Origin of the sequence: Grimontia sp. SpTr1 (assembly GCF_947387585.1) — a bacterium.
In the GTDB taxonomy this organism is placed as follows: domain Bacteria; phylum Pseudomonadota; class Gammaproteobacteria; order Enterobacterales; family Vibrionaceae; genus Enterovibrio; species Enterovibrio indicus.
Genome location: NZ_CANDOD010000009.1, coordinates 74,787 through 98,898, shown reverse-complemented (window position 1 = coordinate 98,898; position 24,112 = coordinate 74,787). Strand labels below are relative to the sequence as shown.

Below are 24,112 nucleotides of genomic sequence, written 5' to 3'. Positions count from 1 at the left end.
GTTTGGCGTTCTATGTCACACTTAGGTCAATGCTTCGCCGAAATGCCGCGGAAAGAGCATGGAATGATCGAAGCATAAAGCAATGTACTGACAGCAGGTATGGGTAAAAAGATGCAAAGGATGTGCGGTGAAGGCCGCGATAAAAAATGCCAGCAGGAAAAAGTCTGGAAGGCCATCAAGCGTGAGGCGAAGGAGCAATCAGAGCGTGAGCCTATGCTCGCGAGTTTCTTTCATGCCACTATCATCAAACATGACTCCTTGGGTGGTGCGCTGAGCTATATTCTGGCTAACAAGCTTGCTACGCCGAGCATGCCTGCTATGGCGGTGCGTGAAGTGATTGAAGAAGCGTATGCCGGTGACAGCAGTATTGCCGAGTCGGCGGCTTGTGATATCTGCGCCACGGTGGAGCGCGATCCTGCCGTTGAGCTTTACTCCACGCCATTGCTTTATCTAAAAGGTTTTCATGCCCTGCAAGGGTTCCGTGTGGCTAACTGGCTCTGGCATCAAGGCCGCCGTGAATTGGCAGTCTATTTGCAGAATCAGATTTCCGTGGCCTGCCAGGTCGATGTTCACCCGGCGGCGCGCATTGGCCGCGGCATCATGTTTGACCATGCAACCGGCATTGTCGTGGGTGAAACCGCGGTGATTGAAGATGATGTTTCCATTCTTCAGGATGTGACTTTAGGTGGTACCGGTAAAGAGTCCGGCGACCGTCACCCAAAAATCCGCTCCGGCGTAATGATTGGTGCCGGGGCAAAAGTCCTTGGCAATATCGAAGTGGGTGAAGGGGCGAAAGTCGCGGCATGTTCAGTGGTGCTTATCCATGTGCCACCGCACACCACAGCGGCGGGTGTGCCTGCCAAGATTGTCGGTGCGCCAAGCAGTGACAAACCTTCGTTCGATATGGACCAGAAGTTTAAGTGCGGGCAGAGCTTTAGCGAAGGTGATGGTATCTGAGTGCCACCTGCCTGAAACGAGACGAACAGCAGAAACAAAAAACGGAGCCATTAGGCTCCGTTTTTTTCGACCAATGCTGAATTAGAACAGCTTGGTTGCTACGTCGTACAGATCCTTGCGGAATGGACGGCGCATGTTGTCGATAGCATCGATGATGTCGTGATGAACCAGTTGTTCGTTCTGAACGCCCACACAACGACCACCTTCACCTTGCATCAGCAGTTCAACCGCGTAAGCACCCATACGTGATGCCAGAATACGGTCAAACGCACGTGGCTGACCACCGCGCTGAATGTGACCCAGGATAGTTGCACGGGTCTCACGGCCAGTTTCCGCTTCAATGTACTTCGCCAGTTCATTGGTGTCAGTCATTAGCTCGGTGATAGCGATAATGGCGTGCTTCTTACCCTTGTAGATACCTTCTTTGATCTTTGAAATCAGGTTCTCTTTGTCCAAACCGATTTCTGGGGTAATGAAGTATTCACAGCCACCTGCGATAGATGCCATCAGAGTCAGGTCACCACAGTGGCGGCCCATGACTTCAACGATAGAAATACGCTGGTGAGAAGAAGACGTATCACGCAGACGGTCAATCGCTTCAACAACGGTGTTCAGTGCAGTCAGGTAGCCAATGGTGTAGTCAGTACCTGGAATATCGTTGTCGATAGTGCCTGGCAGACCGATACATGGGAAGCCCATTTCAGTCAGCTTCTTCGCACCCATGTAAGAACCGTCACCGCCGATCACAACCAGAGCGTCGATGCCGTGCATCTTCATGTTCTGGATGGCTTGCTCACGCACTTTCTCTTCTTTGAACTCAGGGAAGCGCGCAGAACCCAGGAAGGTGCCGCCTTTGTTGATAATGTCTGACACGCTGGTGCGGTTCAGTTTCTCGATACGATTTTGATGCAGACCCTGATAGCCGTCGTAAATACCGTAAACTTCCAGACCTTCGCTCAATGCGGCGCGAACAACGCCACGAATCGCTGCATTCATACCCGGGGCGTCACCGCCACTGGTCAAAACACCAATTTTACTAACCATGGTTACCCTCTGACTTTGGGAATTGAAATTTCAAATCCATTGACTCTATGTTGGCGCTACCATCCCACCCCTGCTTTCCGTTGAAAGTCTTAGCGGGTAACGCGGGTTTGCCTCAACATCCGAGACGTGCCAGTTTAGCCTGCTGGCACTTCGTTTGAAACTGTAACTTTCCTACTTATGAAAGACTATTACAATTTTGCTAACGTTTTTCGTTGATAAATATCAGTAACCGTTGCAAATATTCGTGCGCCAATGTGTATTAAATTTGTTCGCGCGGTGATTTTCCTACGATTGAGACCGGATCTTGGTGAATGAGGATATCTGCGCCGGGGTAGGCGACCTCTAGGCGGTCTTCTACCGCATCTGCGATCCGGTGCGCATCGACCAGCTTGAGGTTGTCGTCCAGTTCAAGGTGAAGCTGAATAAAGCGGGTTGCACCTGCCTGACGGGTACGCAGATCATGCACGCCCTCCACGCCTGGTACCGTCGATGCCAGGGTGTATATCTTCTCCTGATCTTCTACCGGAAGCTGGTGGTCAAGCAGCGACTGCACTGCCTCATTCGCCATCCTAAAGGCACTGACAAGAATAAAGACGCCGATACCGATAGCGAAAATCGCGTCCGCCATTGGGAAGCCGTACCATGCCAGTCCGAGTGCCACGATAATCGCAATGTTCATCAGAAGATCAGATTGGTAATGCAGGGAATCTGCGGCAATTGCCTGACTACCTGTTTTGCGAACCACCCATTTCTGGAACAGTACCAAACCACCGGTGATCAGCGTCGCGATACCACTGATGAGCACACCCGCCTCGGGGTGGTTCAACTCAGTCGGTTTGAACAATCGCTCGACGCCATTGAGCAGCAGGAAACAGGCAGAGCCGACAATAAATGCCGCCTGTGCGAGGGCGGCGAGAGATTCCGCTTTACCGTGTCCGAACTTGTGCTCTTCGTCGGCGGGTTGAAGCGCATATCTGACAACGACGAGGTTGGTGACCGACGCGAGAAGGTCAATCAGAGAGTCGACAAGAGATGCCAGTAGGCTGACCGAGCCTGTGTACCACCAGGTAAAAAGCTTCATTAAAAGCAAGAAGGTAGCAGTAATGGTCGCTGCCCACGCAGCGGTCTGAACGAGTCGGGCGTATCTTTCAGTCATGAGCACTATCAGCGTGATTTAAGTGTTCGCAGTATAACGTTTTTTTACGACAAATTAATGCACCGCATCAGACTGGCGTTCAGAGGCAGAAAGACAAATGCCGGCAAGGGCCGGCATTTTGGGGAACTTATTGAGGGGAAAGGGCGGTTAGCCGCGATCTTCCATGCGTTTTTGCATGCGCTCGGCCATCTTATCCATGTTTTCTTTAACCTGAACTTTTTGCTCAGGTGTCAGAATGCTCATCATTTCGTGTTGGCTTTTTACCATGGCTATACGGCGCTCGACCTGCTGGTCAACCATCTTTTCTGCCAGTGCGCGAACAGCTGCTTCATCGAAGTTATCTGCCAGCATCAGCTCTTGCATCTGTTGGCGTTCTGCCATCATCTGGGTACGGAATTCGCCTTTGTTGGCTTTCATAGCTTCGCGTTTTTGCTCGCGAAGGGTTTTCAGTTCTGCCTTTTGCTCGTCGGTCAGGTCAACGCCACGCAACAGGTGTTTACCCATCATGCCTTTACCGCCGTGCATACCTTCACCACCGTGATGTTTGCCGCCAAATGCCATGGCAGACATTGAGCCCATCATCAGAGGCAGGGCGATAACAGTTGCAGCAATACGTTTTGAAAATTTCATGGTGTTCTCTCCGGTTTTTGTTGTGTCGCTTGATGGGAGTAACTTTACCCACTGGGATGTAAACCGGTGTTCTGCCTACGTAAAGCAATGTAAAGGCGGGTAAAGCTAAGACTTACACATGGAATCAGCTCGATGAATGGCAGATACTAGCCATAACAACACAGTATTAGGCGCACCCCATGGCAAACATTCTTCTTATTGATGACGACACAGAACTGACCAGCCTACTTCATGACTTATTGGAGCTGGAAGGCTACCAGGTGGATACCGCCAATAATGGTCAGGAAGGTCTGGATAAGATCAGTGAAAGCACCGATTTGGTGCTGCTGGATGTGATGATGCCGGTACTGAATGGCATGGAAACCTTGCGCCGTCTTCGCGATAGCTGGGAAACCCCGGTATTGATGCTGACCGCTAAGGGTGAAGAGATTGACCGCGTGATGGGGTTGGAACTCGGTGCGGACGATTACCTGCCAAAACCTTTCTCTGATCGTGAGTTGCTCGCCCGTATGCGCGCTATTTTGCGCCGCACCGCGAAGGCTGGCGAAGACAAGCGATCAGACGATAACCAAGACAAGCTCGAATATCAGGATATCGTGATCTATCCCGGCAAAATGGAAGTGTATTGCCAGTCTCAGCTGATTGAGATGACCGGCACGGAAACCGCTTTGCTAGCGTATCTGGTGAAACAGCCGGGAAGCGTGGTAGCAAAGGCAGATATCAGCCTGAATGTGCTCGGAAAACGTCTTGCCCCGTTTGATCGCGCCATCGACATGCATATCTCCAACATCCGGAAAAAACTGCCTGAACGTGAAGATGGCAAGCCGCGAATTAAAACCCTGCGCGGCCGTGGCTATTTGCTGGTGGAGGCATAATGAAACTGCCGACCATCAAGAGTCTTTATGGCCGTATTTTTGCCATCTTCTGGCTGACTTTGCTATTGGTGTTGATTGCTGTATTAGCGGCGCAACACAGTGACCCTCGTCAGCAACATACTGTGCCCACTGGGATGCAAACTGAGTTTAAAGAGCTGGCTCAGAGAATTTCGGAAGAAGTGTCAGAGATGAGAGGGTCGCTCAAACAAAAACTGCTGCGTTTACAAAGACAACAACCTGAACGTAAACCGATGAAAATCTATTTCACGACGCTTGATGGTGAACTGCTGGATAGAGGTCATCATGGTGGCAGCAGAATGCTGAAAAACTTCACCACGCTTGCTGATGACCCAGAAGACCCGATGCAGCGCCTTTATGGAAAATGGATGCTGGCTGGACCGTTTTTGATTGATGATGGCAGCGCTCAGGCATTGATGTACGTCGGCAAGCTGTGGCGCGATAAACCGCCGTTTTACGTACAAATTCTTGATAGACCTTTTCAACTGCTGTTGGTCACCATGGTGGTCAGCACGCCGCTATTGCTTTGGCTCGCGTGGGTAGTCACCCGCCCTGCACGCCGCCTTCAGGCGGCAGCTGAACGCGTCGGCGAAGGGCGCTTTGAAACTGACCCTTCTTTGGAAAAAGGGCCGCGAGAGTTTGCACAAGCGGGGGCCAGCTTCAACCAGATGGTGACGGCATTAAATCAGATGATCAGTGGGCAGCAACGTTTGCTGTCCGATATCTCCCATGAGCTTCGCTCTCCACTGACCCGGCTTCGTATGGCGAATGCACTGGCGATTCGCAAACAGGGTGAAAGCACAGATTTGGCGCGCATTGATACCGAAGCTGAGCGCATGGAACAGATGATTGCTGATTTGCTTTCTCTTTCCCGTATGCAGCTTAACAGCCATGCCGAACGTGACGTGCTGACACTGGCAGAACTTTGGGAAACCTTATTGGAAGATGCAGAGTTCGAAGCGGGGGAGTGCGGAAAAACGCTGGTGTACAACACGATTCCCGACGCCAGCGTTGAAGGAAATGGCAACCTGCTTTGCAGTGCGTTGGAAAACGTTGTGCGCAATGCCATTAAGTATGCGGACACTAAAGTCGAAGTGTCTTTCACACAGCGTGATAGAGAGTTAACGGTCAGCGTCAGTGACGATGGGGGAGGCGTACCTAAAGAAATGCTGGATGATATTTTCCGGCCTTTTTACCGCGTGTCGACAGCACGTGACAGGCAAAGCGGTGGCACAGGATTGGGGCTCGCGATTACTGATAGTGCCATGCGCCAACATAATGGCAGCGCCAAAGCGAGCCTGAACAGCCTAGGCGGTTTGACCGTTCACCTGACACTGAAAACGTTGAGCTGATAATAGCGTCAGCAAAATTTACGATAAACCTCTCATTTTAGAAACGCTTTGCTAACCTTATTGATAAGTTTGATGGAGAGAGGCTGCCTCTCTCCCTACCTATGCAGTTGAAGGCTTAGCGGAGAGGCTACTCATGTCAGCAAACAAAATGACGATTAAACAGCGTCTGACCATGTTCGTCGCTTTAGTATGTGGAATACAAATTCTTGTCGGAGCGTTTGTCTTCTATAAGTTGGCTTACATTGAAAGCCATGTTCAAGGTGTCGCTCACCGTGATATTCCTGTTCTTGAATCCATCAGTAAAGCAACCGAGCATCAAGTCGAGCAACGTGTTCACTACAACAAAGCCTTCCGCTATGCGCTTGAGATCGGCAAGGAACCCAATGCGCAGGAAAACTACGACAAAGAAAAAGCCTATTTTTATGATTTAGGAACGAAAGTCGGAGAGGATTGGATAAAAATCAAAACGCTATTGGCCGATGGTGCCACCAACGGTACTGCTGAAGAGCAAGTTGCATTCGCGGCTGCTAGCGTCAAACTCGCCGATTTAGAAGCTTTACATGCCAAGTGGATGATTCACGTCGAAGACGTATTTAAAGAGCTTGACGGGCGCCATTACCACGAAGCGGAAGTCCTTGATGTGGTGGTGGGTAAGGAAGCAGAGACAACCACAAAAATGGTCGACAGCTTGTTGACTGACGTGGGGAAGTTCACTGAAGCAGCGGTTATCGATATTGAAGAAAAGGCTGTCGTCTTAGAGCTCGTCGTCATCGCTTCTGTGATTGTTGCGCTAATTGTCGCCATTATCATGTCTAAGATGATTCTCAACCGGATCTATGAAGGCTTGAATAAGGTATCTGCGGCGCTTTCAGTGCAAGCTGATGGTGATTTCAGCAAACCCACCGTGGTGGATGAGCCCGGCATTATCGGTGAGTTACAGAAAAACCTCGAAGGCACCCGTCAAAGCACCAACGGCATGATTGCCAAAGTCGCGCAGGAAGTTTCTGATGCAGTAAATCTGCTGGATGAGGCGGCGCAGGCTGTGAAGCGAAATTCGGATGCGCAAAGCGGAGAGATCTTGCAAGTCGCCACAGCAGTCAACGAGATGTCAGCGACGGCGCAGGAAATTGCTAACAATGCCACTCAAACTCAGCAAGCGACCGAAGAAGCCTCGGGTAAATCATCTGAATGTATGCGCATCAATGATGAGGCGGTTAGCCAAACCCAGCAACTGATTGAAAGTCTGACCCAAAGCAGTGCGGCGCTGACAGAGCTGGAGAAAAACAGTGCCAATATCACCTCTGTTTTGGACGTGATTAAAGGAATTGCCGAGCAAACCAACCTATTGGCGCTGAACGCAGCCATTGAGGCGGCGCGCGCAGGCGAACAGGGGCGTGGTTTTGCTGTTGTGGCAGACGAAGTACGAAGCCTTGCGCAGCGCACTCATGATTCGACTTCAGAGATTGAAACCATGATTGCCCAGCTCACCAGCGTGACGAAAGAAGCCGTCGACACCATGCAGCAAAGCTGTGAAATGGGTGATAAGACCATCGAGCTTTCTCATCAATCAGCTGATCTTCTAAACCAGTCGAGCGAGGCGACGTCCCGCGTTACTGACATGAATCTTCAGGTCGCGAGTGCCGCGGATGAACAAAATGGCGTGGTGGAAGAAGTGAACGTGAACGTCAGCAAGATAAGTGATATGGCCAATGAAAGTGCTCATCAAGTGGCCGGATTGGTGAATGCGACAGATAAGCTGAATGTGATTGCGAAAAACCTTCGTGTCTCGGTAGGGATGGCTTCCTGATAACCACGTAGATGAAACCAAAAAAGCAGGCGAAGGCCTGCTTTTCTTTTTTAGAGTCCACCTTCAAAGCCAAGCTGTCGCCAGGCTTCATAGCAAATGACTGCCACCGAGTTTGCCAGATTCAGACTTCGGCTGTCCGGCACCATAGGAACGCGGATGCGGTGATCCGGTGTGAAGGCGTTGCGAACCTCATCTGGCAGGCCGCTGGTTTCCGAGCCGAACAGAAACACATCGCCCGCTTGATAGCTGACATCAGAATGCGGGCGGCTGCCTTTCGTCGTGCAGGCAAAAATACGGCGCTCACCCATGGCTTCGAGAAACGTCGCATAGTCAGGATAAAGGGTGACATTGGTCAGGTCGTGATAATCGAGCCCAGCACGGCGCAGTTTCTTCTCTTCGAAGTCAAAACCCAGTGGTTCAATCAAATGGAGTTTGCAGCCTGTATTAGCCGCGAGACGAATGATATTGCCGGTGTTCGGGGCAATCTGGGGTTCATGAAGCGCAATGTGAAACATGGAAGCAGGCTCGCCGTAAAAAGAAAAACGCAGTATAGCGGGCGAGAAAGGTCGGATAAAGAAACAAAAAAGGAGAAGCCTTGGCTTCTCCTTTCGGTTCAGAACGGGTCTGAATTACGCTTTTGCTGCCGCCGCTGCTTTTGCGATAGCTGCAAAGCTTTCTGCGTTCAGTGCTGCGCCACCAACCAGTGCACCGTCGATGTCTGGTTGTGCGAAGTACGCTTCTGCGTTTTCTGGCTTAACAGAACCGCCGTATTGGATAACAACGTTCTTCGCCACTTCTTCGCTCTTCGCTGCGATGTGTGCACGGATTTCAGCGTGGATGCGTTGTGCATCTTCAGCAGTCGCTGCTTTACCGGTACCGATTGCCCAGATTGGCTCGTACGCGATAACAGCGCCGTTCAGTGCTTCAACACCTTGAGTGTTGATCACAGCGTCAAGTTGACGTGCACACACTGCTACGGTTTCGCCCGCTTCGTTTTGTGCTTCAGATTCACCGATACACAGAACAGGAACCAGACCGTGCTCTTTCAGGAATGCAAATTTCTTCGCTACGTACTCGTCAGATTCTGCGTGGTAATCACGACGCTCTGAGTGACCGATGATGATGTGAGTCGCACCGAAGTCTTTCAGCATTTCCGGAGAAATGTCACCAGTGAACGCGCCGCTAGCGTTAACGTCAACGTTCTGAGAGCCCAACAGGATTTTGCTTTCTGCTTTGCCCAGCAGCTGCTCTGCCAGATCCAGGTACATCACTGGTGGTGCAATCGCTACGTCTACACCTTCAACGCCAGCAAGTTGTGCGTCCAGACCTTTGATCAGATCTGCTACCATGGCTTTACTGCCGTTCAGTTTCCAGTTACCCATTACCAATGGACGGCGCATAGGGAATTCCTCCGTAATCCAATTATCGAAATTCAGTTTCGGCAACGATAACAGCAGCGCTGTCAGCGTTTCCTGTCCAAAATCATAAATGCCATCGTTTGTACTCGTTTTGCGCGCAAATGTGAACCTTTGAGTAACAAAATTTCGTTATAAATTTTCGGATTAGCACTTGCGAGTGAAAGATGGCGTGGTGTGATCTGAGGAGAATATTCTTCTCTTTAGTAACAATCGTCCGAAATGCTGCGGTAAAGTGGCTCATTATCGTAACAAGGAGTGAGTTATGCCTCATATTGTCATGGAGTACAGTGACCCGGTTTCAGAGCGGGTCAGCATTGGACAACTCTTGGAAGATTTGCATCAGACCGCCATTGGCAGCGGCATCTTTGATGTCAGTGACGTTAAATCACGCGCCTATGCCTGCCATGATTGGCTGGTTGCGGATAAGGATGATGAGGAAAACTTCATCCACGTCACTTTGTGGCTGTTGGACGGGCGCGATGAAGAGCAAAAGCGAAACCTCAGCCATGCCTTTTTGGATGTGATGCAGCAGCATGCGCCGGAGGTGGCGAGCTTAACGGTGGATGTCAGGGATATGGACAGACGCTGGTACGCGAAAGTAAAACGCGAGGTTTAATACCAATCGTAGTAAATATCTGCTCATCCTAGCTTGTTAAAATGTTCGATAACTGCGTTGGAAAATTTGATTGTAGAATAACTACTTATCGAAATTTTCTGCCTTGTTCTCGAGCATTTTTCCTGCGCTATTTCTGATCACCTACTTACTGTGATTGGTATAATGCGCGATAAGGCAAAAAAAGGTGGCGGTGGCGGACCACCGCTCAAAAACTGAGTTAGCCTTCAATCGCAACGGTTGCTTCGTTACGTTTCGGGTGCAATGTAGTGACGGTTGCGCTTCGCTCAGTTAAAGCTGTTGGGTTATTGATGGCGGTTGAGAAGCGATCAAACTGACGCATCAACTCTTTCATCAACAACGCATTCACGTGGTTTGGGTTTTTCCCCGACGCGATTACACGGTTAATGTGACTCATCTGTGCGCGCAGTTTTGGCTGCATGCTTTCGCTCGCGCTCTCAATGAGCTCTTCGCTCATTTCAATCCTCAGCGCTTCCAGTGCTTGTGGATCGTTTTCTGCTAACGCTTTTAATTCGTCAAATGAAGGCAACGTTTTCATGGCATTACTCCTCTGGCTGCGCATGACTTGCCTTTGACTATACGGTTAAAAAATGAGCGATCAATCACACTAATGACTCACAAGTGAGACATTAACTGTTAATGGGTTGGGTGTGTTTTGAGAGTGATACAGGTAATTGGTTGATTGTGACCCAAAACACGACATACGGTAATTTGGAGTCTCACGGTTGAGAATTTGCGTAAAAGTGGGTGATTTTTTCTTGGGGAGGGAAAAACGGACGTTTTTCCCAGAGAATTAGACAAGTGGTTGTGTGCTTGCCTTACCAATATTGTTCTGTCGTGATGTTGCCGGGCTTACGGCGCAGATTTTTCTCTAACCCTTTTTCAATCAGGATGGCACGCACGTCTTTGACCATTTGCGGGTTACCGCAAAGCATCACCTGACTTTTTTCCTGCGTCATCGTAAGACCAACCATTCTTTCTAGCAGGCCATCTTCAAGGGCATGTGTGATCCTGCCTGACAACGCGCCGGCTTTTGGTTCGCGGCTGACGAACGGCTGGACGATGATTTGATCGCTGCGTTTTTGCTTCAGCTCGTTTATTTCTGCTTGGTAGCTGAGGTCTGCCGAGAAACGCACCGCATGCACCAGTACGACCTTACGAAAACGCTGCCATACCTCATCTTCTTGCAGGATTGACAGGAAAGGCCCAATGGCTGTCCCGGTGGAAAGCATCCAGAGGTCTTCGCCCTCGGGGATTTCTTCCAGCGTAAAAAAGCCGCTGGCTTCTTTGGTGATGAGAACCGTGTCCCCCGTTTCCAGTGCATGAAGCCTTGGAGATAAGAGGCCATCGGCTACGCGGGTGGCATAGATTTCAAGGTGTTTGCTGTTGGGTGGATTGACGAAGGAGTAGGCGCGCTGAATGATTTTGCCGTCGATTTCCAGCCCAAGCTTGGTAAATTGCCCGGCAGTAAAGGCGTCGACTTCTGCGTCGAGGACGAGGCTGAACAGATCTTTATTCCAGCGACGATTTTCTATAACTTCCGCTTTGATCCAGGTAGCCATACATCCTCCTCAAAAGTCAGTTTTTTATGCGCATTACTCTCGTGCTTGAACCCTGTAAGTACAACGACGTTGCCCTTCAATAATGTGCTCTTCACGCGTGACCAGATACTCATCACCCAGTACAGTGCGGAAAATATTTTTCTCTGATTTACACAATGCCGGACAGCGTTTTGCAGCCTGACAGATAGGGCAGTGGTTTTCGATCAACAGGAAACCTTCCTCTATTTCCTGAAGCTCGGCCATGTAACCTTCGCTCTCTCTAAGATACGCCAAGGTTTCAAGTTTAGCCTTTAAATTGTGGCAATCTTTGAGCGCGTCGCGGTAATGCTGCAACGTTTTTTCTTCACGTTGCTGAATGACTTTCTTTAGCCCGGCTTCGCCAAACAGGGACTCCACGGAGTCGATGACGGAAATCGCGAGATCGCCATGACTGTCTGCAAAACGGCGATGTCCTTCTGCGGTCAGCGACCAATGGCGCGTCGGGCGGCCAACTTTGACGCGAATATCACTAAAATCCAACAGGCCTTCGTCTTCCATGGCCTGAAGGTGCTGGCGAATGCCCATGGTGGTTAAGCCCATTTCATCTGCCAACACTCGCGCACTTACTGCGCCTTCACGTTTTATCTTGTGCAGGATTTTATCGACTGTTTTCATCGCATCTTCGTCACTGATTTGGATACTTCATTATGCGGGGATGTGGGTAAATAAAGCAATGTCTTTACTTATTTAATGCTAATTCAGTGGAGCGAGGCGCTCTATTTCAGTAACGAAAAATTCAGCGGCGTAGTCCGTGTCGTCAAAGTGAGAAGCACTGTCACATCCTTAAAAATCACACCTGAAAGTCAACTGATCGCATAAGGTCGTGGTACGAAGGTGTATTTCCCTGTCTAGACTCTCCCGATGTTTTGAGAATTCAGGTTATCTGTTCTCAGTTTTTGGCGGTCGCAGGAGGTCGCATGACGGAGCAAAAAAGTTTCCCTGTTAAAAATCTTGTCATTCTGGCTGGGATTGCCGTGATAATGGCGATTGCCGCCTATTTCTATATTCGTCATCAAGAGCAGTATCCCAGCACTGACGATGCCTATGTGCATGGCCACATTCTTTACATCGCGCCCCAGATAAGCGGTCAACTTACGGAAGTGAATGTGGTTGATTTTGACCATGTCGACAAAGGACAGGTGATTGCCCGGATTAATCCTTCGCCTTATCAAGCCAGAGTCGAGCAGGCTAAGGCTGCATACGAAAACGCAGTGGCTGCCAACAAAGCAACCAGCGATGCGATTGTGGGGGCGAGTGCGCAAATCCAGTCTGCCTCCGCACAGTTGAATGACACCGAAGAGAAGTACCGACGCAATATGGCGTTAGTGGAGCGTGGTGTGCTACCAAAACAGTCCGGTGATGATTTAAAAGCAGAACTGGCCGCCGCGAAAAACAACCTCGACGCCGCACGGGCAAGGATGTCTCAACTTATTAATGAGCAGGGTGCATCCGGTACTGAAGCCCCCGCGGTGCGCCAGGCGGCAGCTGCACTTTCAGAAGCGTCTTTAAATCTTTCCTACACCACGATTATTGCGCCGACTTCCGGAACGCTGGGGGATGTCAAAGTGCGTCCGGGCAGTGTGGTTGCGCCGGGACAGTCCTTAATGCCGATGATTGAGGATAATTCCTTCTGGGTGGAGGCCAATTACAAAGAAGATGCGCTGGGTTATATCCAACCTGATATGACGGCCACGATCGTGTTGGATATGTACTCTGATGTGACCTTCAAAGGCGTGGTGCAGGCGATTTCGCCGGCAAGTGGTACCTCTTTTTCTCTGTTGCCGCCGGAAAATGCCACCGGGAACTGGGTGAAAGTACCGCAACGATTTCCAGTGAGGCTAACGATAACGAGAGAGACTGGCGAGCCGCCACTGCGGGTTGGGGCGAGTGCGACCGTAATCATTGATACCCTTGCGAAGGCGAAAGCCAATGACAGCCAACAGTGATGTTTCTCCGCAGCCGATGGAGGCTGGCAGTGCGAGGTTGATGGTCACTTTGGCGGTGATGCTCTCCGCCATCATGGTGTTGCTGGACATGACCATCGCCAATGTGTCGTTGCCGCATATGATGGGCGCGCTGGGTGTGACCTCTGAGCAGGTGACCTGGGTATTGACCTCTTATTCAATGGCAGAGGCGATATGCATTCCTCTGGCGAGCTACCTCAGCCTGAAATTCGGTGTGCGTAAGCTGCTTTTGGTGTCCGTCGCGGGATTTATTACGACTTCTGCACTTTGTGGGCAGGCGGACACCCTGACTGAAATGATCATTTTCCGCATCATGCAGGGTGCGTTTGGGGCGGCGGTTATCCCTCTATCGCAATCCATCATGGTACAGATTTATCCCAAAGAAGAGCGCGGTAAAGCGATGGCGCTCTTTTCTGTCGGCGTTTTACTGGGGCCCATTCTTGGCCCCACGGTGGGCGGACTGATCACTGAGAACATGGACTGGCGATGGATTTTCTACGTTAACGTGCCAATTGGGGCGCTATGTCTATCACTCCTCTATTTCTTTGTGCACCTAGATGGCCGGGGTAAAACTACTGTCGACTGGCCCTTGGTATTTGGCATGGCCATCGGTATTGGGCTTTTGCAGATGGTGCTTGAGCGCGGTAATGAGGATGGCTGGTTTAGTTCAAACACGATCTTGTTCTCTTTGGTCATTGCTGTACTGGCCTGGGCGTTTTTCCTGATACGCTCGTTCCGCACCAAAGGCGAAATCGCGCCAATGTGGCTACTCAAAGACAGGAACCTATTGCTGTCTTGTATTGTGATGACGGGTTTTTCGATGGGCATGTTCGGTATCACCCAACTGCAGCCGATGATGCTTGAGCAACTGTTGAATTACCCAGTGGATACCACGGGCTTTGTGATGGCGCCGCGGGGGCTTGCATCAGCAATTGTGCTGCTCTCTATCTCCCGGATTATCGACCGTTTGGATCCGCGAATGCTGATAGTGATTGGACTGGTTCTGAATGGTATCGGTAGCTTTATGATGATGCGCTATTCGCTCGATATCGATATCTACTGGGTGCTGCTGCCAAGCATCATTCAGGGGGCTGGAATGGGCTTGGTATTTGCACCACTGAGCCAACTGGCATACGCGACACTCGCGCCAAATCATGCGGTGGGCGGGGCGGTGGTGTTTAATCTTTGCCGTACTTTGGGCGGCTCTTTCGGTATCTCTATCGTGAACACCTACTTCAGCCGTATCCAGCAAAAAGAGTGGAACTCTCTGGGTGGTGGGATCACGCCCGAAAACCCGGTGGTTCAGCAATTTGCGGCCGCGCAGGGACAGTCGGTCACGGATCCGGGGTTTATTGCGACGGTGACCAATATGCTTCACCAGCAATCGACGTTGCTTGCGTTCGTCTACACCTTCGGATTTATTATGGTGTCATACTTCTTTTTGGTGCCTTTATTGGCGCTGTTCAAAAAAGGCGATAAACGGGAAGGTGGTTTGCCAGGTGGCCATTGAGTGTTCTGGCCGACAACAAAAAAGCACGCCTAGACGTGCTTTTTTTTCGGTTTATCGCTGCAATTACAGGATGTTTGCTTTCACTGCGTCGTCTTTACGATCCAGATAGTGGATAGACTTGATACGGCGGATAGTGCGGCACTTACCGCGGATCAGCAGGGTCTCTGTGGTCGCGATGTTGCCTTTGCGGGTGATGCCTTCCAGCAGATCGCCTTTGGTGATGCCTGTCGCTGAGAAAATCACGTTGTCGCTGCTCGCCATGTCTTCCATCTTCAGGCGGACATTGGTTTCGATGCCCATCTCTTTGCAGCGCTCGATTTCCAGTTCACCCATGCGGCGGCTTTCTTCGTTGTCTTCTTTCACTTCATGGCGAGGAAGAAGGCGGCCATTCATGTCACCGCCCAGTGCGCGGATAACCGCTGCAGACACTACACCTTCCGGTGCGCCGCCGATGCCGTACATCACATCTACTTCACTGTCTGGCATACAGGTCAGGATAGAAGCCGCCACATCGCCGTCAGGAATCGCGAAGACCTTGATGCCCATTTGCTGCATTTCGCGGATGGTGTCGTCGTGGCGTGGCTTTGCCAGCGTCGTGACAACCAGCTCGTCCAGTGATTTACCCAGCGCCTTGGCAATGTTGATGAGGTTGTCGCGAAGCGGCAGTTCAATGTTGATCACGCCTTTGGCTTCTGGGCCAACCACCAGTTTTTCCATGTACATGTCTGGGGCTTTCAGGAAGGTGCCTTTCTCGCCTGCTGCCAATACCGCCAGCGCGTTGGACTGACCCATTGCCGTCATACGGGTACCTTCGATTGGGTCAACCGCGATATCTACCGCGTCGCCACCCAGTCCCACTTTCTCACCGATGTAGAGCATTGGCGCTTCGTCGATTTCGCCTTCACCGATAACAATTTCACCTTCAATGTCGGTTTTGTTCAGCAAAACGCGCATCACTTCTACGGCAGCGCCATCAGCGGCATTTTTGTCACCGCGGCCAAGCCACTTGTAACCCGCCAGTGCTGCGCCTTCTGTGACGCGTGAAAAAGCCATCGCTAAATCGCGTTTCATCTTAACTCCAGAGAATTTAATACATGAAAGTGGGGCGTTGCCGACATCTTTGAGCGGCAACGAAAAATCTCGGCGCGGATTCTACCATAAGGGAAAAGGAAACGTTTGCGTTTTTGAGACGAAGGCGCGCCCCTCCGATGGAAAGGCGCGTCAACAAAAGGTTATGGCTGCTCCCAGCCTTTGGCGCACTCGACTGCCCGCTGCCAGCCGCGATGGCGGCGCTCGCGTTTGCCGTCGTCTGCGCAAGGCGTAAACACGCGGTCAATCTGGGCTTTGTCTTTCAGCTCATCAATCGAACCCCAGAAACCCACGGCAAGGCCAGCAAGGTAGGCCGAACCCAGTGCGGTCACTTCGGTGACTTTCGGGCGCTGCACTTCGGTGTTCAGCACGTCGGACTGGAACTGCATCAGGAAGTTATTTGCCACCGCGCCGCCGTCGACTTTCAGAAAATCGAGTTTGATGCCGGAGTCTGCTTCCATCGCAGTCAGTACATCGAGAGACTGGTAGGCGACACTTTCCAGTGTGGCGCGGATGATGTGGTTGGAGTTCACGCCCCGGGTAAGACCAACGATGGCACCGCGCGCGTACGGGTCCCAATGTGGTGCACCCAAACCGGTAAAGGCGGGTACCACATAAACGCCATTGCTGGTGTCGACCTTGGTGGCGAAGTATTCAGAGTCGCTGGCGTCTGTAATGAGCTTCATTTCATCACGTAGCCATTGGATGGATGCGCCGCCCATAAACACGGCACCTTCCAGCGCATACGCCACTTCGCCTTTCGGGCCACAGGCTAATGTCGTCAGCAAACCATTGTGAGAGGTGACTTTCTCCTTGCCGGTGTTCATCAGAAGGAAACAGCCAGTACCGTAGGTATTTTTCGCCTGACCGGCTTCCACACACATCTGACCGAACAGTGCTGCTTGCTGATCCCCTGCGATCCCGGCGATCGGGACGCGGGTGCCGCCTTTACCGCCGAGGTTAGCCTGACCATAGACTTCAGAAGAGGACTTTACTTCCGGCATCATGGAAAGCGGAATATCCAGCGCTTTGAGCAGGGTTTCGTCCCACTCGAGCGAGTTAATATTAAACAGCATGGTGCGGCTGGCGTTGGTGTAGTCAGTGACGTGGACGCGTCCTTGAGTCATCTTCCAAATCAGCCAGGTATCGACGGTGCCAAACATCAGATCGCCGTTTTTCGCGAGCTCGTGCGCCCCATCAACATGGTCAAGAATCCATTTAATTTTGGTGCCAGAGAAATACGGGTCGACAACCAAGCCAGTATTGTCGCGAATGTACTCTTCATAACCGTCGGATTTAAGCTGCTCACAAATCGGTGCAGTGCGGCGGCACTGCCAGACAATGGCGTTATAAATCGGCTTGCCGGTGTGGCGATTCCAGACAATGGTGGTTTCACGCTGGTTGGTAATACCAATGGCGGCGATTTCATCGGAGCGTATTCCCACTTTGCCCATGGCTTCGACCAGTGTTGAGGTCTGAGTGGCGAAGATTTCCAACGGGTCATGCTCAACCCAGCCGGACTCAGGGTAGATTTGGGTGAATTCGCGTTGGGCGACCGTCACGATATTGGCATCGTGGTCAAGGATAACGGCTCTTGAGCTGGTGGTTCCCTGATCGAGGGCGACAATATATTTCGGTTCGGTGCTCATGAAATCTCCTCGCTGTTTTCTTAAAGCATAGCGTTTTAATGTTCATTACTTTATCGGCGAAACAGTTTTCGGAAAGTGGCGGGCAAGCAAAATGTGCGTTCGCTCATTATTTGTTCGTTTGGTGAGCGTTTTCGCGCATTGGATGCTTAGAAATGAGAAAGCAGACGGTGAGATTCCCAGAAAAGAAAAAGGCTGACAGCAAAGTGTCAGCCCGGCCGAGTTCGGCAAGTCTTGGAGTAATCCAAGAGAGATACGATCGCCATTACCCTAACACGGGTTGAGTGAATAGAAATTGCTTGTGATCGCATTTTTAGTCATTTTTGTGAGTGGCAAAGCATAATCATAAAGAATCAATGGGTTAGGAATTCGCATAAATGGTGATTTTTTGTCCGCTTGTGACCGAAATAGGAAATCCGAAGGTGCGACTCATGTCATGGGCAGTTAGAATAGCTCTTTGGGACGCACAAGGCGTGAAACCAGAGATGGCGAGCCTTGGCGAGAGAATTGATAAGTTGGAACACATAGGTGGCCTTGATGTCATTGGAAATTTTAGAGCAGCTTGAAGCCAAGGTTCAGATGGCAGTAGACACAATTTCTCTGCTGCAGATGGAAATCGAAGAACTGAAAGAGAAGAACGAAACACTGAGCAGTGAATCAAACACGATCCGTGAAAGCCGTGAAGCGCTGGAGCAGGAAAATGCTCGCCTGAAGGCGGATCAAGAAGCATGGCAACAACGCATTCGCAGCCTGCTTGGCAAAATTGAAGAAGTCGAATAAGCCAAAACAAAAACAGAGCCTTAAGGCTCTGTTTTTCTCTCTGCGTGAAGCCGCGAATTACTCGATATCAATCGCTTCCTGAGAAAGGATAACGCCTGTGGTATCTGCATACAGGTGGTCTTCCGGCAAGAAAGTCACGCCACCGAAATTCACGGGCACATCCACTTCACCAATACTTTGGCTGTCAGCTCCCACCGGAATGGATGCCAGCGCCTGAATACCGATATCCAGTTCGTCAATGGTATCGACATCGCGTACACAACCATACACCACAATGCCTTCCCAGTTGTTGTCCGCAGCCATGGCAGCAATGTCTGCATCAACCAATGCACGGCGCAGTGAGCCGCCACCGTCAACGAGCATCACACGGCCTTCGCCGTCCTGCTCGGCCACTTCACGAATCAGTCCATTGTCTTCAAAGCATTTGATGGTAGTTACCTGACCACCGAAGGAGCTACGGCCACCGTATGAACTCATCATCGGTTCAAGAACATCAACCTGATCCAGGTACATGTCACACAGTTCAGAGGTATTGTATTCCATAGTCAGACTTCTCTTAGGCTATTGGGGCTGAATCGTTGTGGCGCCAAGATTGGGCTTCGCGTCACCCTCAGCAAAAAAGTATACGACAAGCTAAGGCTTTGCAATGACTCACGGCACAATTCATCAGGCAGCTTGTCATCACCTTTGTCACTGTATCAACTAATTAAGATGCCTGCCGCAAACAAGACGTTAGTTAGCAGTGCGAGTTTTACAATATCACCCATCATTGGACGAAGGGTTTCACCATCCGGCGATTGCCAAACGGCAAGGCCGTGTTTTGCTGCCAAAGGCAGTGCTAACAGGAACAGCCAACCTGACCAACCCACAGGTTGAAGCAGTGAAAAGAGGGCAAAGCTTGCGAAGGCAGTGGCGAGCAAGACCTGATGATAAGCTCGGCCCCATTTTGGTCCCATTCGGACTACCAAGGTGTGTTTGCCGCAGGCGCGATCATTATCAATGTCGCGCAGATTGTTGATGTTCAGTACGCCGACGGCCAATAAACCACACGCCGTGGCAGGCAGCAGAACGACGGAATTTAATGTGCCTGCTTGCAAATAATAGGTACCAGCCACGCCGAGCCAGCCAAAGAAAATCAATACCGACAGGTCGCCCAACCCTTTGTAACCATAAGGCTTGTTCCCCACGGTGTAGCAAATGGCCGCGACAATCGCGAGCGCGCCAAGGCCGATAAAACTGAGGATGTCAGCGGTTTTGTCGAATGCCGTCAGCACCAGTGCTGCGCCCACGACGATAGTCAGGACCACGTTGAGAATCATGGCCTTTTTCATCGTGGCTGGCGTAACAAGGCCTTGCTGAATCGCACGTTTAGGACCAAGACGGTCATCATTATCTGTGCCTTTGATGGCATCACCGTAATCGTTGGCAAGGTTCGACAGGATCTGCAGAAGCAGCGCGGTCACCAGTGCCAACACCGTGAGGGTGATGGAAAACTGCGAGGTCTGCGCTGCTACAGCACTGCCACACAGAATGCAGGCTATCGCCAGTGGCAAGGTTTTCGGACGGGCGGCGTCGAGCCAGGTTTTGAAAGTAGATGCGGACATATCGCCTTGGCATTGAATGATTTAAAGCAGGTCACATTATTGGTGTTTTTGTAGCAGGGGGCAATGCTAATACCAATCGTAGTAAATATCTGCTCATCCTAGCTTGTTAAAATGCTCCATAACTGCGTTGAAAAATTTGATTGTAGAATAACTACTTATCGAAATTTTCCGCCTTGTTCTCGAGCATTTTTCCTGCGCTATTTCTGATCAGCTACCTACTGTGATTGGTATAATCCCGGATGTGGTGTCTCCAGATACGAGAAAGGGCAGCGATATGCTGCCCTTTGATTCACTTTACCGGAACAATTACAGGATGAAGCGGCTCAGATCTTCGTCGTCGACCAGCTCTTCAAGGTGACTGCGCACGTATTCGGAGTTGATTTCGAAAGACTCACCGCCACGCTCGCTTGCGTCGAAGGAGATTTCATCCACCAGACGCTCCATCACAGTGTGAAGACGACGGGCACCGATGTTCTCGGTTTTCTCGTTCACACGCCAAGCCGCATTGGCGATCTCTTCGATGCCATCTTCGGTGAAGGTCAGGTTCACTTCTTCGGTACCCATCAGTGCTGAATATTGCGCCGTCAGGGAAGCATTAGGTTCAGTCAGGATGCGTTTGAAGTCAGATGCAGTCAGCGCTTCCAGCTCAACGCGGATTGGCAGACGACCCTGAAGCTCCGGGATCAGATCTGACGGAGAGGCTACCTGGAATGCACCCGATGCGATGAACAGGATGTGGTCAGTTTTCACCATGCCGTGCTTGGTAGAGACGGTGCTGCCTTCTACCAGTGGCAGCAGGTCACGTTGCACACCTTCACGGGAAACGTCTGGACCTGAGCTTTCACCGCGTTTACAAATTTTGTCGATTTCGTCGATGAATACGATACCGTTGTTTTCCACTGACGCGATGGCCTGATCTTTCAGCTCTTCCTGATTGACCAGCTTCGCTGCTTCCTCTTCGGTTGCAGCCTTCAGCGCGTCTTTCAACTTCATCTTGCGCTTTTTCGCTGTGGTGCCGCCACCCAGATTTTGGAACATGCTCTGCAGCTGGTTGGTCATTTCTTCCATACCAGGAGGTGCCATGATTTCCATGCTCATCTGTGGAGCCGCCAGATCGATCTCGATTTCTTTATCGTCCAGTTGGCCTTCACGGATTTTCTTACGGAAGCTTTGGCGGGTTGAAGAGTCTGCTTTTGGCTCTTCATTCTGGCCCCAAGCGTCACGTGGCGGTGGAAGAAGTACATCGAGAATGCGCTCTTCTGCCAGCTCTTCCGCGCGGAATTTCACTTTTTCCATCGCCTGCTGGTGGGTCATTTTGATGGCCACATCCGTCAGATCGCGGATGATGGTTTCAACTTCTTTACCCACATAGCCCACTTCGGTGAACTTGGTGGCTTCGACTTTGATGAACGGCGCATTTGCCAGTTTGGCCAGACGGCGGGCAATTTCGGTTTTACCAACACCGGTTGGGCCAATCATCAGAATGTTTTTCGGGGTCACTTCTACGCGCAGATCTTCATTGAGCTGCATGCGACGCCAGCGGTTACGCAGTGCGATAGCAACGGCGCGCTTGGCTTTGTCCTGACCGATAATGTGTCGGTCAAGCTCGGAAACGATTTCACGTGGGGTCATTTCAGACATGCTTTGGATCCTGTCTTAATAATCGAGTTCTTCAACGGTGTGGTGCTGGTTGGTGAACACACAGATGTCCCCCGCGATGGTCAGCGACTTTTCAGCGATTTCGCGTGCATCCAGCTCAGTATTTTCAAGCAGTGCAGTGGCTGCTGCCTGTGCGAAGTTGCCGCCTGAACCAATCGCAATCAGATCGTGTTCTGGCTGAACCACATCACCGTTACCTGTGATGATCAGCGACGCGGTTTCGTCTGCGACTGCCAGCAAAGCTTCAAGGCGACGCAGTGCACGGTCAGTACGCCAGTCTTTAGCCAGCTCTACTGCCGCTTTGGTCAGGTGACCCTGATGCATTTCCAGTTTGCGCTCGAAGCGTTCGAACAAGGTGAATGCGTCAGCCGTACCACCGGCAAAACCTGCCAGTACCTTGTTGTTGTACAAACGGCGAACTTTACGGGCATTGCCCTTCATGACCGTATTACCCAGTGACACCTGGCCATCACCGGCGATCACTACTTTGCCGTTGCGGCGAACAGAAACGATAGTTGTCACGGAAGAACCTCTACTTTTCTCTCTGGTTATTACCAGTATGGGTTGTTACTGCAGAGGTGGGGACGGGGATAAATAAATTCAAGGGTAAAGCCATCGAGATTATGGCTTTACCCTTCAAGTGTTCAGAATCAGTTCAGGCTTGGGGAAATCAGTTCCAATACCAGATAGCACAAGGCTCGATACCTGCGCGGCGAAGCAGGTTACGATCGCGCTCTGCTTCACGCTTCATCGGATAAGGACCAAGTACCACACGGTACCAGAGGCCTTTTTCACCCTGACTGGTTTTGATATGGCTTTCGAGGCCCTGGAACGCAATCATGGCTTTGCGCTCGTCAGCCTGACTGGCACTGCGGTAAGCACCGCACTGCATCAAATAAGGTCGGCTGGAAAGTTCTGGCTCGCTCGCCTCAACTTTCACTTCTTTGTTTTCCAGCTCTTCAATGTAGCTCCACTTCTCCTCAGGTTTTGGCGGGATCACTTTCTCGTCTTTATTCTGAGGTTTAACGGCTGGCTTCACCGGTTTGGTTTCAACAACAGGTTCTGCGGGTGGTTCACTGGTGGAAAGGTAATAGAGACCATAGCCAAAGCCTGCCACCAAGATCAGAGCGAGAAAAGCCCATTTGAAAGGGAAAGCAGGTTTAGGAGGCTGCTTCTTGGTGTTTCGGGTTGGTTTACGTGGTGCTTTGCCACGTTTGACATAATCTCTGGTTGCCACTGATTTTCGTGTCTTTTCTGCTCAATAAAGGCTATATGGTACTGGCTCGCGAACTCGCGCGCCAGTACCAGTCTGACCAGATTAGCGTGATGGTGGTGCCACACTCTCGCGGATAACGAGCTGAGCATCAAGAAGGCGTGAACCTGCTTGCACATCATTGCCTTTGAGGATTTTCAGCAGCATTAACATCGCCTGACGGCCAATGTCGTAGCGTGGCTGGGAAACCGTGGTCAGGGCCGGGTCGCAGTATTCTGCGAACTGGATGTCATCGAAGCCGACAATCGAAATGTCATGCGGCACGCGGAAACCCAGTCGTTTTGCTTGCTGCATAGCACCAATCGCCATCACATCAGAGTGACAGAATACCGCGGTCGGTGGGGTTGGCAGCGAAAGCAAGGTGGTCATTGCACGTGCGCCTGCAGCAAAGGTGAAATCACCGGTCACTGTGTATGCAGGATTGATGGTCACGCCACCACGGCGCAGCGCCTGTTGATAGCCCTGCACGCGGAACTGGGTGAGCGCAGCATCAGGATCGCCGGTGATCTGCGCGATCTGCTTGTGGCCTACCTGAGTCAGGTAGTTCACGGCTTCAAACGCTGCAGTCAGGTTATCGATGTGAACGGTAGGCAGTTCCAGTTCAGGTGCGTATTCACAGGCCATGACAAGTGGAGGCAGGTTTTTCTGCTCCGGTTTGCTGACGTCAAAAGGAAGATCAGTACCTAAAAGTAGCATGCCGTCAGCTTGCTTGGTGAAGACCAGATTAACGAACGAGCTTTCACGGCTTTCCTGTTGGCCACTGTCACCCAGCAGCACGAGATAGCCGTGCTCCATCGCCGCTTCTTCGATACCGCGGATGATCTCTGTAAAGTAGGGATCACAGATGTCAGGCACGATAGCCACGATGGTTTTTGATTCATTGCGACGTAAGTTTCTTGCCAGCGAGTTGGGGCTGTAGCCCGCTTCCATTACCGCTTGCTCAACTTTTTTTCGGGTAGACGCCGAGACTTTTTCCGGGTTCATCAGCGCGCGAGAAACCGTCGCCGTAGAGACGCCGGCCAGATGGGCAACATCCTTCATTGTCGCCATAGTGTAATTCCTCTTTCTCGTTATGATTGGCGATGCTTCCCAGAT

General features: G+C 51.1%; 24 protein-coding genes. 8 read left to right on the top strand and 16 right to left on the bottom strand.

The window, feature by feature from the left end:
• Positions 1–111 precede the first annotated feature (111 nt).
• Positions 112–957, top strand: coding sequence for a serine O-acetyltransferase (gene cysE / locus QL223_RS14040; RefSeq protein WP_039849462.1), 846 nt, complete (start codon positions 112–114; stop codon positions 955–957).
• 81 nt (positions 958–1,038) lie between these two features.
• Here the strand turns inward: cysE and pfkA are convergent, their stop codons facing one another.
• From pfkA to QL223_RS14025, 3 genes are all read right to left on the bottom strand, one after another.
• On the bottom strand, positions 1,039–2,001 hold the full coding sequence (gene pfkA, locus QL223_RS14035; RefSeq protein WP_002535284.1) for a 6-phosphofructokinase: 963 nt from the start codon (positions 1,999–2,001) through the stop codon (positions 1,039–1,041).
• A gap of 259 nt (positions 2,002–2,260) precedes the next feature.
• Positions 2,261–3,157, bottom strand: coding sequence for a CDF family cation-efflux transporter FieF (gene fieF, locus QL223_RS14030; RefSeq protein ID WP_281545089.1), 897 nt, complete (start codon positions 3,155–3,157; stop codon positions 2,261–2,263).
• 147 nt (positions 3,158–3,304) lie between these two features.
• A complete protein-coding gene (locus QL223_RS14025; protein WP_002535282.1) occupies positions 3,305–3,787 on the bottom strand; it encodes a CpxP family protein in 483 nt (160 codons plus the stop codon).
• 179 nt (positions 3,788–3,966) lie between these two features.
• Here QL223_RS14025 and QL223_RS14020 point away from each other — a divergent pair, with 179 nt between their 5' ends.
• The 3 genes from QL223_RS14020 (at position 3,967) to QL223_RS14010 (ending at position 7,839) form a co-directional block, all read left to right on the top strand.
• The gene (locus QL223_RS14020) at positions 3,967–4,662 is read left to right on the top strand and encodes a response regulator (RefSeq protein ID WP_002535281.1); all 696 of its coding nucleotides are present in this window, start codon (positions 3,967–3,969) and stop codon (positions 4,660–4,662) included.
• Positions 4,662–6,032, top strand: a complete 1,371-nt coding sequence (gene cpxA / locus QL223_RS14015; protein WP_002535280.1) for an envelope stress sensor histidine kinase CpxA — start codon at positions 4,662–4,664, stop codon at positions 6,030–6,032. Before QL223_RS14020 ends, cpxA begins: the two co-directional genes overlap by 1 nt.
• Before the next feature lie 133 nt (positions 6,033–6,165).
• Positions 6,166–7,839, top strand: a complete 1,674-nt coding sequence (locus tag QL223_RS14010; RefSeq protein ID WP_281545088.1) for a methyl-accepting chemotaxis protein — start codon at positions 6,166–6,168, stop codon at positions 7,837–7,839.
• 50 nt (positions 7,840–7,889) lie between these two features.
• Here the strand turns inward: QL223_RS14010 and QL223_RS14005 are convergent, their stop codons facing one another.
• Together QL223_RS14005 and tpiA are read right to left on the bottom strand one after the other, a co-directional pair.
• Positions 7,890–8,354: a tRNA (cytidine(34)-2'-O)-methyltransferase gene (locus tag QL223_RS14005; RefSeq protein ID WP_281545087.1), complete on the bottom strand. Its 465-nt coding sequence runs from the start codon at positions 8,352–8,354 to the stop codon at positions 7,890–7,892.
• Positions 8,355–8,468: 114 nt separating this feature from the next.
• Positions 8,469–9,239 (bottom strand): triose-phosphate isomerase, encoded by a 771-nt coding sequence (tpiA, locus tag QL223_RS14000; protein ID WP_002535276.1) that lies wholly within the window; start codon positions 9,237–9,239, stop codon positions 8,469–8,471.
• 280 nt (positions 9,240–9,519) lie between these two features.
• On the opposite strand from tpiA, the gene QL223_RS13995 reads away from it, so the two are divergent.
• Entirely contained in the window at positions 9,520–9,873 is a 354-nt protein-coding gene (locus QL223_RS13995) for a 5-carboxymethyl-2-hydroxymuconate Delta-isomerase (RefSeq protein ID WP_281545086.1), read from the top strand.
• A gap of 217 nt (positions 9,874–10,090) precedes the next feature.
• On the opposite strand, the gene QL223_RS13990 is transcribed toward QL223_RS13995, so the two are convergent.
• The 3 genes from QL223_RS13990 to QL223_RS13980 all read right to left on the bottom strand — a co-directional run bounded on the left by QL223_RS13990 (position 10,091) and on the right by QL223_RS13980 (position 12,107).
• Positions 10,091–10,429 carry a DUF3135 domain-containing protein gene (locus tag QL223_RS13990; protein WP_281545085.1) on the bottom strand — a complete coding sequence of 113 codons (339 nt, stop codon included), beginning with the start codon at positions 10,427–10,429 and terminating at the stop codon, positions 10,091–10,093.
• A gap of 280 nt (positions 10,430–10,709) precedes the next feature.
• Positions 10,710–11,453 carry a ferredoxin--NADP reductase gene (locus QL223_RS13985; RefSeq protein WP_002535273.1) on the bottom strand — a complete coding sequence of 248 codons (744 nt, stop codon included), beginning with the start codon at positions 11,451–11,453 and terminating at the stop codon, positions 10,710–10,712.
• Positions 11,454–11,486: 33 nt separating this feature from the next.
• Positions 11,487–12,107, bottom strand: a complete 621-nt coding sequence (locus QL223_RS13980; protein ID WP_002535271.1) for a metalloregulator ArsR/SmtB family transcription factor — start codon at positions 12,105–12,107, stop codon at positions 11,487–11,489.
• Positions 12,108–12,409: 302 nt separating this feature from the next.
• Here QL223_RS13980 and QL223_RS13975 point away from each other — a divergent pair, with 302 nt between their 5' ends.
• Positions 12,410–13,438 carry an HlyD family secretion protein gene (locus QL223_RS13975; protein ID WP_281545084.1) on the top strand — a complete coding sequence of 343 codons (1,029 nt, stop codon included), beginning with the start codon at positions 12,410–12,412 and terminating at the stop codon, positions 13,436–13,438.
• Positions 13,422–14,966, top strand: a complete 1,545-nt coding sequence (locus tag QL223_RS13970) for a DHA2 family efflux MFS transporter permease subunit (protein ID WP_281545083.1) — start codon at positions 13,422–13,424, stop codon at positions 14,964–14,966. The genes QL223_RS13975 and QL223_RS13970 overlap by 17 nt, the downstream gene beginning before the upstream one ends.
• A 63-nt stretch (positions 14,967–15,029) precedes the next feature.
• On the opposite strand, the gene glpX is transcribed toward QL223_RS13970, so the two are convergent.
• Together glpX and glpK are read right to left on the bottom strand one after the other, a co-directional pair.
• Entirely contained in the window at positions 15,030–16,037 is a 1,008-nt protein-coding gene (glpX, locus tag QL223_RS13965; protein WP_281545082.1) for a class II fructose-bisphosphatase, read from the bottom strand.
• 161 nt (positions 16,038–16,198) lie between these two features.
• Positions 16,199–17,704, bottom strand: coding sequence for a glycerol kinase GlpK (gene glpK / locus QL223_RS13960; RefSeq protein WP_281545081.1), 1,506 nt, complete (start codon positions 17,702–17,704; stop codon positions 16,199–16,201).
• Positions 17,705–18,238: 534 nt separating this feature from the next.
• Here glpK and zapB point away from each other — a divergent pair.
• Positions 18,239–18,481 (top strand): cell division protein ZapB, encoded by a 243-nt coding sequence (gene zapB / locus QL223_RS13955; RefSeq protein ID WP_165016058.1) that lies wholly within the window; start codon positions 18,239–18,241, stop codon positions 18,479–18,481.
• Positions 18,482–18,538: 57 nt separating this feature from the next.
• Here zapB and rraA read toward each other — a convergent pair whose 3' ends face one another.
• From rraA to cytR, 6 genes are all read right to left on the bottom strand, one after another.
• On the bottom strand, positions 18,539–19,024 hold the full coding sequence (gene rraA, locus QL223_RS13950) for a ribonuclease E activity regulator RraA (RefSeq protein ID WP_002535263.1): 486 nt from the start codon (positions 19,022–19,024) through the stop codon (positions 18,539–18,541).
• A gap of 155 nt (positions 19,025–19,179) precedes the next feature.
• Positions 19,180–20,085, bottom strand: coding sequence for a 1,4-dihydroxy-2-naphthoate polyprenyltransferase (locus QL223_RS13945; protein WP_281545080.1), 906 nt, complete (start codon positions 20,083–20,085; stop codon positions 19,180–19,182).
• Between the two features lie 306 nt (positions 20,086–20,391).
• Entirely contained in the window at positions 20,392–21,726 is a 1,335-nt protein-coding gene (gene hslU, locus QL223_RS13940) for an HslU--HslV peptidase ATPase subunit (protein WP_281545079.1), read from the bottom strand.
• A 15-nt stretch (positions 21,727–21,741) separates the two neighbouring features.
• The gene (gene hslV / locus QL223_RS13935; RefSeq protein ID WP_002535260.1) at positions 21,742–22,266 is read right to left on the bottom strand and encodes an ATP-dependent protease subunit HslV; all 525 of its coding nucleotides are present in this window, start codon (positions 22,264–22,266) and stop codon (positions 21,742–21,744) included.
• A 148-nt stretch (positions 22,267–22,414) separates the two neighbouring features.
• Complete coding sequence (locus tag QL223_RS13930) at positions 22,415–22,981, bottom strand: SPOR domain-containing protein (RefSeq protein ID WP_281545078.1); 567 nt, start codon at positions 22,979–22,981, stop codon at positions 22,415–22,417.
• An 81-nt stretch (positions 22,982–23,062) separates the two neighbouring features.
• Positions 23,063–24,091 carry a DNA-binding transcriptional regulator CytR gene (gene cytR, locus QL223_RS13925; protein WP_255350073.1) on the bottom strand — a complete coding sequence of 343 codons (1,029 nt, stop codon included), beginning with the start codon at positions 24,089–24,091 and terminating at the stop codon, positions 23,063–23,065.
• Positions 24,092–24,112 lie beyond the last annotated feature (21 nt).

What these genes read in the sequence shown, in the direction of transcription:
- cysE (WP_039849462.1), top strand. Translation starts at nt 112, where the DNA reads ATGCAAAGGATGTGCGGTGAAGGCCGCGATAAAAAATGCCAGCAGGAA.
- pfkA (WP_002535284.1), bottom strand. Translation starts at nt 2,001, where the DNA reads ATGGTTAGTAAAATTGGTGTTTTGACCAGTGGCGGTGACGCCCCGGGT.
- fieF (WP_281545089.1), bottom strand. Translation starts at nt 3,157, where the DNA reads ATGACTGAAAGATACGCCCGACTCGTTCAGACCGCTGCGTGGGCAGCG.
- QL223_RS14025 (WP_002535282.1), bottom strand. Translation starts at nt 3,787, where the DNA reads ATGAAATTTTCAAAACGTATTGCTGCAACTGTTATCGCCCTGCCTCTG.
- QL223_RS14020 (WP_002535281.1), top strand. Translation starts at nt 3,967, where the DNA reads ATGGCAAACATTCTTCTTATTGATGACGACACAGAACTGACCAGCCTA.
- cpxA (WP_002535280.1), top strand. Translation starts at nt 4,662, where the DNA reads ATGAAACTGCCGACCATCAAGAGTCTTTATGGCCGTATTTTTGCCATC.
- QL223_RS14010 (WP_281545088.1), top strand. Translation starts at nt 6,166, where the DNA reads ATGTCAGCAAACAAAATGACGATTAAACAGCGTCTGACCATGTTCGTC.
- QL223_RS14005 (WP_281545087.1), bottom strand. Translation starts at nt 8,354, where the DNA reads ATGTTTCACATTGCGCTTCATGAACCCCAGATTGCCCCGAACACCGGC.
- tpiA (WP_002535276.1), bottom strand. Translation starts at nt 9,239, where the DNA reads ATGCGCCGTCCATTGGTAATGGGTAACTGGAAACTGAACGGCAGTAAA.
- QL223_RS13995 (WP_281545086.1), top strand. Translation starts at nt 9,520, where the DNA reads ATGCCTCATATTGTCATGGAGTACAGTGACCCGGTTTCAGAGCGGGTC.
- QL223_RS13990 (WP_281545085.1), bottom strand. Translation starts at nt 10,429, where the DNA reads ATGAAAACGTTGCCTTCATTTGACGAATTAAAAGCGTTAGCAGAAAAC.
- QL223_RS13985 (WP_002535273.1), bottom strand. Translation starts at nt 11,453, where the DNA reads ATGGCTACCTGGATCAAAGCGGAAGTTATAGAAAATCGTCGCTGGAAT.
- QL223_RS13980 (WP_002535271.1), bottom strand. Translation starts at nt 12,107, where the DNA reads ATGAAAACAGTCGATAAAATCCTGCACAAGATAAAACGTGAAGGCGCA.
- QL223_RS13975 (WP_281545084.1), top strand. Translation starts at nt 12,410, where the DNA reads ATGACGGAGCAAAAAAGTTTCCCTGTTAAAAATCTTGTCATTCTGGCT.
- QL223_RS13970 (WP_281545083.1), top strand. Translation starts at nt 13,422, where the DNA reads ATGACAGCCAACAGTGATGTTTCTCCGCAGCCGATGGAGGCTGGCAGT.
- glpX (WP_281545082.1), bottom strand. Translation starts at nt 16,037, where the DNA reads ATGAAACGCGATTTAGCGATGGCTTTTTCACGCGTCACAGAAGGCGCA.
- glpK (WP_281545081.1), bottom strand. Translation starts at nt 17,704, where the DNA reads ATGAGCACCGAACCGAAATATATTGTCGCCCTCGATCAGGGAACCACC.
- zapB (WP_165016058.1), top strand. Translation starts at nt 18,239, where the DNA reads ATGTCATTGGAAATTTTAGAGCAGCTTGAAGCCAAGGTTCAGATGGCA.
- rraA (WP_002535263.1), bottom strand. Translation starts at nt 19,024, where the DNA reads ATGGAATACAATACCTCTGAACTGTGTGACATGTACCTGGATCAGGTT.
- QL223_RS13945 (WP_281545080.1), bottom strand. Translation starts at nt 20,085, where the DNA reads ATGTCCGCATCTACTTTCAAAACCTGGCTCGACGCCGCCCGTCCGAAA.
- hslU (WP_281545079.1), bottom strand. Translation starts at nt 21,726, where the DNA reads ATGTCTGAAATGACCCCACGTGAAATCGTTTCCGAGCTTGACCGACAC.